Raw genomic sequence first — 9,159 nt, 5'->3', positions numbered from 1 at the left:
CTGCGAAGGCGCGCGATTTTATCAGGCTTGAGGGGCAGCGGCCATCCTCGGGCCGACGGGCAGGGCATATGAGCTCAAAAAAATGCAAATCGGGCCGGTAATCGTGCGTATTAAGGTATAGCCTTGAGCTCGCTAGCGTTATGACAGTATGAAAACTTACCGGGACCCTGTGAATGTTTTACCGGTCGCTGTGTCACAGCCTTGCCAAACCGAGATCACGCGGTCTGTTCCAACCGCTAAATTTGTCGTTCGGGAATCTTCCATGCGTCTGTGTAAATTCTTCTTTGTGGGCTGTTTGTCGTTGGTCAGCCTGGCGAGTCATGCCGAAACCCTCAATGGCCTCTATCAAGTACTTGAACCGGTCAGCAGCCAGTCGCCCCAAGAGCGCGACCAGGCCACCCAGCGTGCCGTGCAGACCCTGGTGATCCGCCTGACCGGCGACGCCAAGGCCGCCGATGGCCCGGGCCTGGCAGCGATCCGCAAAGACCCGCAACAAATCATCAGCCAGTACGGCTACGACGCCGGCCCGCCGGAAAGCCTGCAAGTAGACTTCGACCCGGTCAGCACCGACCGCGCCTTGCGGGATGCGGGCCTGTCGATCTGGGGCAGCAACCGGCCGTCGATCCTGGGTTGGTGGCTGAACGATTCAACTGAAGGCAGCAGCCTGGTCGGCGATGGCCAGGCCGTTGCCCAGGCCCTGCGCCGGGCCGCGCAACACAGGGGTCTGCCGCTGCGCTTGCCGTTGGGAGACCTGGATGAACAGGTAGTCGCCACCGCGCCGAATCTTGAAAGCCCCGACGCCACGCCTTTGCGCGCAGCCTCCGAGCGTTACGGTGCCGATGCTTTGCTGGCGGTGCATGCGCGCCAGGAAGGCACTCAATGGCAGGCCAAATGGCGCCTGTGGCTGGGCGACAAGGCTGAGGAGGGCACCGCCCAAGGCGCTGACACTGCCGCGCTCGCCGATGCGGTATTGCTGGCGGTCAGCCAAAAGCTGGCGCCACGCTTTGCAGTCAAGCCGGGCGTGAGCACTGAGCAATTGCTTGAAGTACAAGGCATGAACCTTGAGCGCTACGCCGCCCTGAGTCGTTTGCTGGAGCCCTTTGGCGGCCAGCCGCAGTGGGTGGATGGCAACCGGATTGTGTATCGCGTCAATGGCAGCGCCGAACAATTGCGGACTCAATTGAGCCTGGCCAAGCTGCAGGAAATTCCTGCTGGCGAAGCCCCGGCCCAGCCAGCCGTGATCGATGGCACGCAACCGGCTGTTGCATCTGAGCCCCAGGCGCAACTGCGTTTTCGTTGGTAACTAGTGGTCCTCCTTCTATATAGAAGAAGGGCGTAAAAAACAGATGGAGTGGTTTATGGCGGATACGCGTCGTTGGGTGTGGCTTGGCGGGATTGTCCTGCTGTGCGGTTTTGTGTTCTTGCTGCATTCGATCCTGACGCCGTTCCTGGTGGCGCTACTGCTCGCCTATCTGTTCGATCCCGTGGTGGATCGCCTGGAAAAAGTCGGCATGTCGCGCACCTGGGGCGTGATCACGGTGTTTGCGCTGTTCACGTTGATCATCACGGCGCTGGTGTTGATATTGGTGCCGATGTTGGCCAAGCAGCTGTTTCGCCTCTATGAGCTGGCGCCGCAGATGCTCGACTGGTTGCAGCACACGGCGATGCCGTGGGCCCAGTCCAAGTTCGGGCTGGCGGATGGCTTCTGGAAGTTCGACAAGGTCAAGGCAGCTATCAGCGAGCACATGGACAAGACCACCGATATCGTCACGGTGGTGCTCAGCCAGGCGACTGCGTCGAGCCTGGCGCTGATCGGTTGGTTGACCAACCTGGTGCTGATCCCGGTGGTGGCGTTCTACCTGCTGCGAGACTGGGACATCATGATGGCCAAGATCCGCAGCCTGCTCCCCCGCGACCGGGAAGAGCGTGTTGTTTCCCTGGCAGCGGAGTGTCATGAGGTATTGGGTGCGTTCGTGCGCGGCCAGTTGCTGGTGATGCTGGCCCTGGGGGTGATTTACGCTGCCGGCCTGATGGCGATCGGCTTGGAGCTGGGGCTGTTGATCGGCTTGATCGCGGGCCTGGCGGCCATCGTGCCCTACATGGGCTTTGTGATCGGCATCGGCGCGGCGCTGGTGGCCGGGCTGTTCCAGTTCGGCGGCGACCTGTACCCGATGCTGGGGATTGTCGCAGTGTTCATGGTGGGCCAGGCCTTGGAAGGCATGGTGCTGACGCCACTGCTGGTGGGCGATCGAATCGGCCTGCACCCGGTGGCAGTGATCTTTGCGATTTTGGCGGGTGGCGAGCTGTTCGGCTTTACCGGCATCCTGTTGGCGCTGCCGGTGGCGGCGGTGATCATGGTGCTGGTGCGCCATGTGCACGACCTGTACAAGGATTCGGACGTGTATACCGGGGTGGATGAGCCCGAGTTGTAATCGCGGTGTCACAAACCCGGTCCAGGCCGGGTTTGTTGTTTCTGGCCCCGGGGTGCGTCAAACAAACTGCGTAAAACCTCCGGGTTAACGCAAACCTTTGATTTTGCTTGTGGTCTGCTGCATTGTGCGCCCGGCGTCACGGGTATAAACTTTGCAAACTTTACATAGAGGCCACTAACGGTTCGATGGGAGCCGTTCAGTCAGCATGAAACCGATTCAGCTGCCCCTAGGTGTGCGTCTGCGTGATGACGCTACCTTTATCAACTACTACCCAGGCGCCAATGCCGCTGCACTCGGCTATGTGGAGCGGCTTTGCGAAGCCGACGCCGGGTGGACTGAAAGCCTGATCTATCTGTGGGGCAAGCATGGCGTGGGGCGTACCCATCTGCTGCAGGCCGCGTGCCTGCGTTTCGAGCAGACGGGCGAGCCGGCGGTCTACCTGCCCTTGGCCGAGTTGATGGACCGCGGGATCGGCATCTTCGATAACCTTGAGCAATATGAACTGGTGTGTCTCGACGACCTGCAGGCAGTGGCCGGCAAGCCGGAGTGGGAAGAGGCGCTGTTTCATCTGTTCAACCGCTTGCGCGATAGCGGCCGGCGCTTGCTGATCGCTGCGTCCACCTCGCCGCGTGAACTGCCGGTGAAGCTGGCTGACCTCAAGTCGCGCCTGACCCTGGCGTTGATCTTCCAGATGCGCCCGTTATCCGATGAGGACAAGCTGCGTGCGCTGCAACTGCGCGCTTCCCGTCGTGGCCTGCACCTGACTGACGAAGTCGGGCACTTTATCCTCACCCGTGGCACCCGCAGCATGAGCGCGCTGTTCGATTTGCTTGAGCAACTCGACCAGGCTTCCTTGCAGGCGCAAAGAAAATTGACGATCCCTTTCCTGAAAGAAACTTTGGGCTGGTAACGTCTTGATTTCCCGTGTGTCGGCATTTTCAAGGCGTCAGAAAACCTGCGTTTGAGCCCGAGGGGCTACGCAACTGAACCGAAAAATGGAATCACGGCTTAGATGGCATAGTCGAAACGATAAGTCACATAGATCGCGATTGAATTTGCAAATCGATGTGATAGAGGGCATAGTCTCGGCTTCTTTACACATCAGCCACGGTCGTGCCCATGCTAAATCGCTTCGCACCCCTCGTGCCTCTCGCACTCGTTACCCTGTTGTTTGGTTGCGCCTCCCACCCTCAGCAGGTGGCAGAACAGCAAAAACCACAGGTTCAAAATCAGGCAAAGTTCGTTGCTGCACAGTCTGCTTCTGTTTATGAAGAAGAGGTGGCAACCGAAAAAGAACTCGCCGAGTTCTCTGACAGCAAGCCTTACCAACTGCCTCTTCTGGCCGATAGTATCCTTGAGCGCGGCATGTCCTTGATCGGTACCCGTTACCGTTTCGGCGGGACCTCTGAAGCCGGTTTTGATTGCAGTGGGTTCATTGGCTACCTGTTTCGTGAAGAAGCCGGCATGAATCTGCCGCGCTCTACACGCGAGATGATCAACGTGAATGCACCGTTGGTCGCGCGCAACAACCTCAAGCCCGGTGATCTGCTTTTCTTTAGTACCAGTGGCCGCGGTCGTGTCAGTCACGCCGGTATCTACCTGGGCGATAACCAATTTATCCACTCCAGCAGCCGCCGCAGTGGTGGTGTTCGGGTCGATAACCTGGGTGACAGCTACTGGAGCAAAACCTTCATCGAAGCCAAGCGTGCACTCGCCATGGCTCCGACTACGGTTACCGCTAGTAAGTAAAGTTAAAGTGATACTTGAAGTTTGACGTGTAAGCGCTAGAATCCCTGGACATTGTTGTCATCCGTTCGCGCGAGCTTTGCTTGCGCGTTCTGGTTTTCAACGTTCGGCAGCGAAAGCCGCATCCAGACCAGGATTGTTCTGCACATGTCGACCTCGGCCCGCCTGATGCTTATTGTTTGCGCCGCGCTGCTCAGCGCCTGCGCCAGCCGTACACCGCCGCCCGCGCCCGTCGCGGTCAAGCCTAAGCCGGTGTTCAACTATGCCACCCAGAATTTCTCGCCTGCTGCCGAAGACGTGCTCTTTCGTGCGCTGGGCCTGGTCGGCACACCTTACCGCTGGGGCGGCAACACACCGGACTCGGGGTTTGATTGCAGTGGCCTGATCGGCTTTGTATTCCGCGACGCTGCCGGCATCTCATTGCCGCGCACCACCCGTGAATTGATCGTGATGCGTGCCCAGGACGTCAGCGAACAAAACCTGCAAACCGGCGACCTGCTGTTCTTCGCTACCGGTGGTGGTTCGCGGGTCAGCCATGCGGGCATCTATGTGGGGGAGGGCCGCTTCGTACACGCGCCTCAAACCGGCGGTACGGTGAAGCTGGATACGCTATCCAAAGCGTATTGGCAGAATGCCTACCTGAGTGCCAAACGCGTGTTGCCAGGAAATTTGGCGCGTAATCCCTGAATCAATAAAACTCCAAAATGTGGGAGCGGGCTTGCCCGCGAATGCAGTGTGTCAGTCAACGGATTGGTTGGCTGGGCCACCGTAATCGCGGGCAAGCCCGCTCCCACATTGGTGTGTGGCGATTTACTTAACAGCCGACACTCGCCAAACCTTATTGCCCACATCATCGGCCACCAGCAAATCCCCCTGCTGATCTATCACCACGCCGACCGGCCGGCCCATGGCTTTCTCATCGCTATCAAGAAACCCCGTCAGCACATCCACCGGTTGCCCTTTCGGCTGGCCCCCTTCGAAGGGAACGAAAATCACCTTGTAGCCACTGTGCGGCTTGCGGTTCCAGGAACCATGCTGGCCGATAAATGCGCCATTACTGAAGGGAGCGGGCAGTTTGCTGCCCTCGGCGAAGGTCAGCCCCAGCGACGCAGTATGAGGGCCTACCGCATAGTCGGGAGCGATGGCCTTGGCGACCATGTCCAGGTTCTGCGGGGTGACACGCACATCCACATGCTGGCCGTAATAACTGAAGGGCCAGCCGTAGAAGCCGCCATCCTTGACCGAGGTGATGTAATCCGGCACCAGGTCACTGCCGATCTCATCGCGTTCGTTGACCGCCGTCCACAGCTTGCCGCTCTGTGGCTCCCACGCCATGCCGTTGGGGTTGCGCAGGCCGGAGGCAAAAATGCGGTGTTGGCCGCTGGCGCGGTCGACTTCCCAAATGGCGGCGCGGCCCTGTTCGGCTTCCAGGCCGTTTTCGCCGACGTTGCTGTTGGAGCCGACGCTCACGTACAGCTTGCTGCCGTCCTGGCTGGCCACCACATTTTTGGTCCAGTGGTGGTTCAAGGGGCCACCGGGTAAGTCCACTACCTTGGCGCCTGGGGCTGTGATTGCGGTTTCACCCGGCTGATAGGGGAAGCGCAGCAACTTATCCGAATCGGCCACATACAGGTCGTTGCCTACCAAGGTCATGCCAAACGGCGAATGGAGGTTCTCCAGGAACACCGTGCGAGTTTCTGCCACACCGTCATGGTCGGCATCGCGCAGCAAGGTAATACGGTTCGGGCTCGGCACCCCGGCGCCAGCGCGATCCATGACCTTTTCCATCACCCAGCCACGTACGCCTTTGGCATCGTCCGGCTTGGGCGGTGCATTGGTCTCGGCCACCAGCACGTCGCCGTTGGGCAGCACGTAGAGCCAGCGCGGATGATCCAGGCCTTCGGCGAACGCGGCCACTTGGGTACCGGCGGCGGCGATGGGCTTGGCGCCTTCGGGCCAGCCGATGGCCGGGGCGATATTGACGGTGGGGATCAGCGTCTTGTTCGGCTCCGGCAACTTGGGCGAGGGACCGGTGCCATCGGCGACCTGCAGGGTCGAGCTTTCGCCGCACGCGGCGAGGCTGCCTGCAAGCATGATCAGTAGGGCGAGTCGGGTTTTAGGCATGGTTTTCTCCTTGATACCTGTAGGGGTAGAGAAGCACGAACGGCAGATGGTTCAAGTACAAGGCCAGCTTTAATTGACGCTCCACCCCCAACCCACTAACCTTCGCGGCTTGTTCCAGGTGCTCTGTGGCGCGTGCGTCGACAGAGTGAAACAGGGAAGCCGGTGAGTGAGCGCACTTGTACACAGTGCCGCCGCGATTCCGGCGCTGCCCCCGCAACGGTAAATGAGTCAAGACGGTGCTGTTTGCCACTGTATCGCGTGCGATATGGGAAGGCGCACCCTCGGCTGCTTGCTATCAAAAGCGCCACTCATGAGCCCGGAGACCGGCCTGGATCATCCAACAGCATCACGGTGGGCGATGCTTGGCTGTCTGTTTTTTCTTTTTCCTGCCCGCCGTTTTTGTCCAGCCCCAACGGAGAGCTGCCATGACTGATTCCCCCGACCGCGACGAACGCCACTTGGCGCGCATGCTGCGCAAAAAAGCCGTGATTGACGAGCGCATCGCCAATTCCCCCAATGAGTGCGGCCTGCTGCTGGTGCTGACCGGCAACGGCAAAGGCAAGAGCAGTTCGGCGTTCGGCATGTTGGCCCGGGCCATGGGGCATGGCATGCAATGCGGTGTGGTGCAGTTCATCAAGGGGCGTAACAGCACCGGCGAAGAATTGTTTTTCCGCCGCTTCCCCGAGCAGGTGCACTTTCATGTGATGGGCGAAGGCTTCACCTGGGAAACCCAGGATCGCCAGCGCGATATCGCCGCTGCCGAAGCGGCTTGGGCGGTGTCCCGGGCCATGTTGAATGACCCCTCTATCGGCTTGGTGGTGCTGGACGAATTGAACATCGCCCTCAAGCACGGTTACCTTGACCTGGACCAGGTACTCAGCGACCTGCAAGCCCGCCCGCCCATGCAGCATGTGGTGGTCACCGGCCGTGGCGCCAAGCCTGAGCTGATCGAAATGGGCGACACCGTCACCGAAATGGGCATGCTCAAGCACGCGTTCCAGGCCGGTATCAAGGCACAGAAAGGCGTCGAACTTTGAATCAGCCCCGTCATTGCCCGGCCGTATTGATCGCCGCTCCGGCGTCCGGCCAGGGCAAAACCACGGTCACCGCCGCGCTCGCCCGTTTGCACCGCAACCTGGGACGCAAGGTGCGCGTGTTCAAATGCGGGCCGGACTTTCTCGACCCGATGATCCACGAGCGTGCCAGTGGCGCGCCGGTGTACCAGTTGGACATGTGGATGGTGGGCGAGCAGGAAAGCCGCCGCCTGCTCTGGGAGGCAGCGGGGGAGGCTGACCTGATCCTCATCGAAGGCGTGATGGGCCTGTTCGACGGCACGCCTTCCAGCGCTGACTTGGCGCGGCACTTCGGTGTACCGGTGCTGGGCGTGATCGATGGCACCGCCATGGCCCAGACGTTCGGCGCTTTGGCCCTGGGGCTGGCGCGCTATCAGCCCGACCTGCCGTTCGCCGGCGTGCTGGCCAATCGCGTCGGCACCCTGCGCCATGCGCAATTGCTTGAAGGCAGCCTCACCGAGGGCTTGCGTTGGTACGGCGCGTTATCCCGTGAGACCGGCATCGAACTGCCCAGCCGCCACCTGGGCCTGGTGCAAGCCAGCGAACTGAATGACCTTGATATACGCTTGGATGCTGCCGCCCAGGCGTTGGGCAGCAGTTGCGAAGTGGCCCTGCCGCCGCCGGTAACCTTTGCCGCGCCGCAAGTGGTCGAGGCCGAGCCCTTGCTGGTCGGTGTGCGGATTGCCGTGGCCCGTGACGAAGCCTTTGCCTTTACCTACGGCGCCAGCCTGGATTTGCTGCGGGCGATGGGCGCCGAGTTGAAGTTCTTTTCACCGATCCATGATCGCCAATTGCCTCAAGCTGACAGCCTCTATCTGCCCGGCGGCTATCCGGAACTGCACCACCAGGCATTGTCGGCCAATACCTCGATGCTGGGCGCAATTCGTGCTCATCACGCCGCTGGCAAGCCACTGCTCGCTGAATGTGGCGGCATGCTCTATCTGCTCGACTCCTTGACCGATGTGGACGGTACACGCGCCGAACTGGTTGGCTTGTTGCAAGGCGATGCGGTGATGCAGAAGAAACTCGCGGCCCTGGCGCTGCAAAGTGTCGAGCTGCCGGAGGGGACCTTGCGTGGGCATACCTATCATCATTCTCTGACCAGTACCGAATGGGCGCCGATTGCCCGTGGGCTTAGCCCTAACGGCGGGCGCGGTGCCGAGGCGGTCTATCGACAGGGGCGGATGACGGCGTCCTATGTGCACTTTTATTTTCCGTCGAATCCTGGCGCGGTGGCCGCGTTGTTCGCGCCAGACCTTGAGACAGCTATCGCAGGCAAGCCAGCTCCCACAGGGGAATGCATTCCAAATGTGGGAGGGGGCTTGCCCCCGATGAGGCCATGACTGACAACGCTTTCCCCCAAGCCGATCGCGAGGCCGTCTATCGCGCCATCGCCGAACGCCGCGACATGCGCCACTTCCGCGGTGGCAGCGTCGCGCCTGAACTGCTGCAACGCCTGCTCCACGCCGCGCACCAGGCGCCCAGTGTCGGCCTGATGCAGCCGTGGCGTTTTATCCGCATCAGCGACCGTTCGTTGCGCAGCCAGATTCAACAGTTGGTGGAAGAAGAGCGCGTGCGCACCGCCGAAGCTTTGGGCGAGCGCTCCGATGCGTTCATGAAGCTCAAGGTCGAAGGCATCAGCGACTGCGCCGAGGTACTGGTCGCCGCCTTGATGGACGATCGCGAGCGCCACATTTTCGGGCGCCGCACCTTGCCGGAAATGGACATGGCCTCGCTCTCCTGCGCCATCCAGAACCTGTGGCTGGCGGCGCGCGTGGAAGGGT

At 60.8% G+C, this 9,159-nt stretch carries 9 protein-coding genes and 1 riboswitch; of the genes, 8 read left to right on the top strand and 1 reads right to left on the bottom strand.

What is annotated here, in order from left to right:
- Positions 1 to 262: 262 nt before the first annotated feature.
- The 5 genes from GIW79_RS28895 to GIW79_RS28875 all read left to right on the top strand — a co-directional run bounded on the left by GIW79_RS28895 (position 263) and on the right by GIW79_RS28875 (position 4,865).
- Positions 263 to 1,303 carry a DUF2066 domain-containing protein gene (locus GIW79_RS28895; protein WP_236454952.1) on the top strand — a complete coding sequence of 347 codons (1,041 nt, stop codon included), beginning with the start codon at positions 263 to 265 and terminating at the stop codon, positions 1,301 to 1,303.
- 55 nt (positions 1,304 to 1,358) lie between these two features.
- Entirely contained in the window at positions 1,359 to 2,432 is a 1,074-nt protein-coding gene (locus GIW79_RS28890; RefSeq protein WP_014719396.1) for an AI-2E family transporter, read from the top strand.
- Positions 2,433 to 2,637: 205 nt separating this feature from the next.
- The gene (hda, locus tag GIW79_RS28885) at positions 2,638 to 3,342 is read left to right on the top strand and encodes a DnaA regulatory inactivator Hda (protein WP_014719395.1); all 705 of its coding nucleotides are present in this window, start codon (positions 2,638 to 2,640) and stop codon (positions 3,340 to 3,342) included.
- Positions 3,343 to 3,551: 209 nt separating this feature from the next.
- A complete protein-coding gene (locus GIW79_RS28880; protein ID WP_003193051.1) occupies positions 3,552 to 4,181 on the top strand; it encodes a C40 family peptidase in 630 nt (209 codons plus the stop codon).
- A gap of 144 nt (positions 4,182 to 4,325) precedes the next feature.
- Positions 4,326 to 4,865 carry a C40 family peptidase gene (locus GIW79_RS28875; RefSeq protein ID WP_003193049.1) on the top strand — a complete coding sequence of 180 codons (540 nt, stop codon included), beginning with the start codon at positions 4,326 to 4,328 and terminating at the stop codon, positions 4,863 to 4,865.
- Between the two features lie 123 nt (positions 4,866 to 4,988).
- Here GIW79_RS28875 and GIW79_RS28870 read toward each other — a convergent pair whose 3' ends face one another.
- Positions 4,989 to 6,302 carry a PQQ-dependent sugar dehydrogenase gene (locus GIW79_RS28870; protein ID WP_236454954.1) on the bottom strand — a complete coding sequence of 438 codons (1,314 nt, stop codon included), beginning with the start codon at positions 6,300 to 6,302 and terminating at the stop codon, positions 4,989 to 4,991.
- A 99-nt stretch (positions 6,303 to 6,401) separates the two neighbouring features.
- Positions 6,402 to 6,648: riboswitch (cobalamin riboswitch) on the top strand.
- 79 nt (positions 6,649 to 6,727) lie between these two features.
- On the opposite strand from GIW79_RS28870, the gene cobO reads away from it, so the two are divergent.
- The 3 genes from cobO to bluB form a co-directional block, all read left to right on the top strand.
- Entirely contained in the window at positions 6,728 to 7,339 is a 612-nt protein-coding gene (gene cobO / locus GIW79_RS28865; RefSeq protein WP_034128326.1) for a cob(I)yrinic acid a,c-diamide adenosyltransferase, read from the top strand.
- Positions 7,336 to 8,718: a cobyrinate a,c-diamide synthase gene (locus GIW79_RS28860; protein ID WP_236454956.1), complete on the top strand. Its 1,383-nt coding sequence runs from the start codon at positions 7,336 to 7,338 to the stop codon at positions 8,716 to 8,718. The genes cobO and GIW79_RS28860 overlap by 4 nt, the downstream gene beginning before the upstream one ends.
- On the top strand, positions 8,715 to 9,159 hold a 445-nt coding region (bluB, locus tag GIW79_RS28855; protein ID WP_236477462.1), incomplete at its 3' end, for a 5,6-dimethylbenzimidazole synthase. The genes GIW79_RS28860 and bluB, both read left to right, overlap by 4 nt.

Source organism: Pseudomonas sp. PA-7-1E (assembly GCF_021605325.1).
In the GTDB taxonomy this organism is placed as follows: domain Bacteria; phylum Pseudomonadota; class Gammaproteobacteria; order Pseudomonadales; family Pseudomonadaceae; genus Aquipseudomonas; species Aquipseudomonas fluorescens_BV.
The sequence above is the reverse complement of the archived record's forward strand: the minus strand, read 5'-3'. Positions and strand labels throughout refer to the sequence as shown.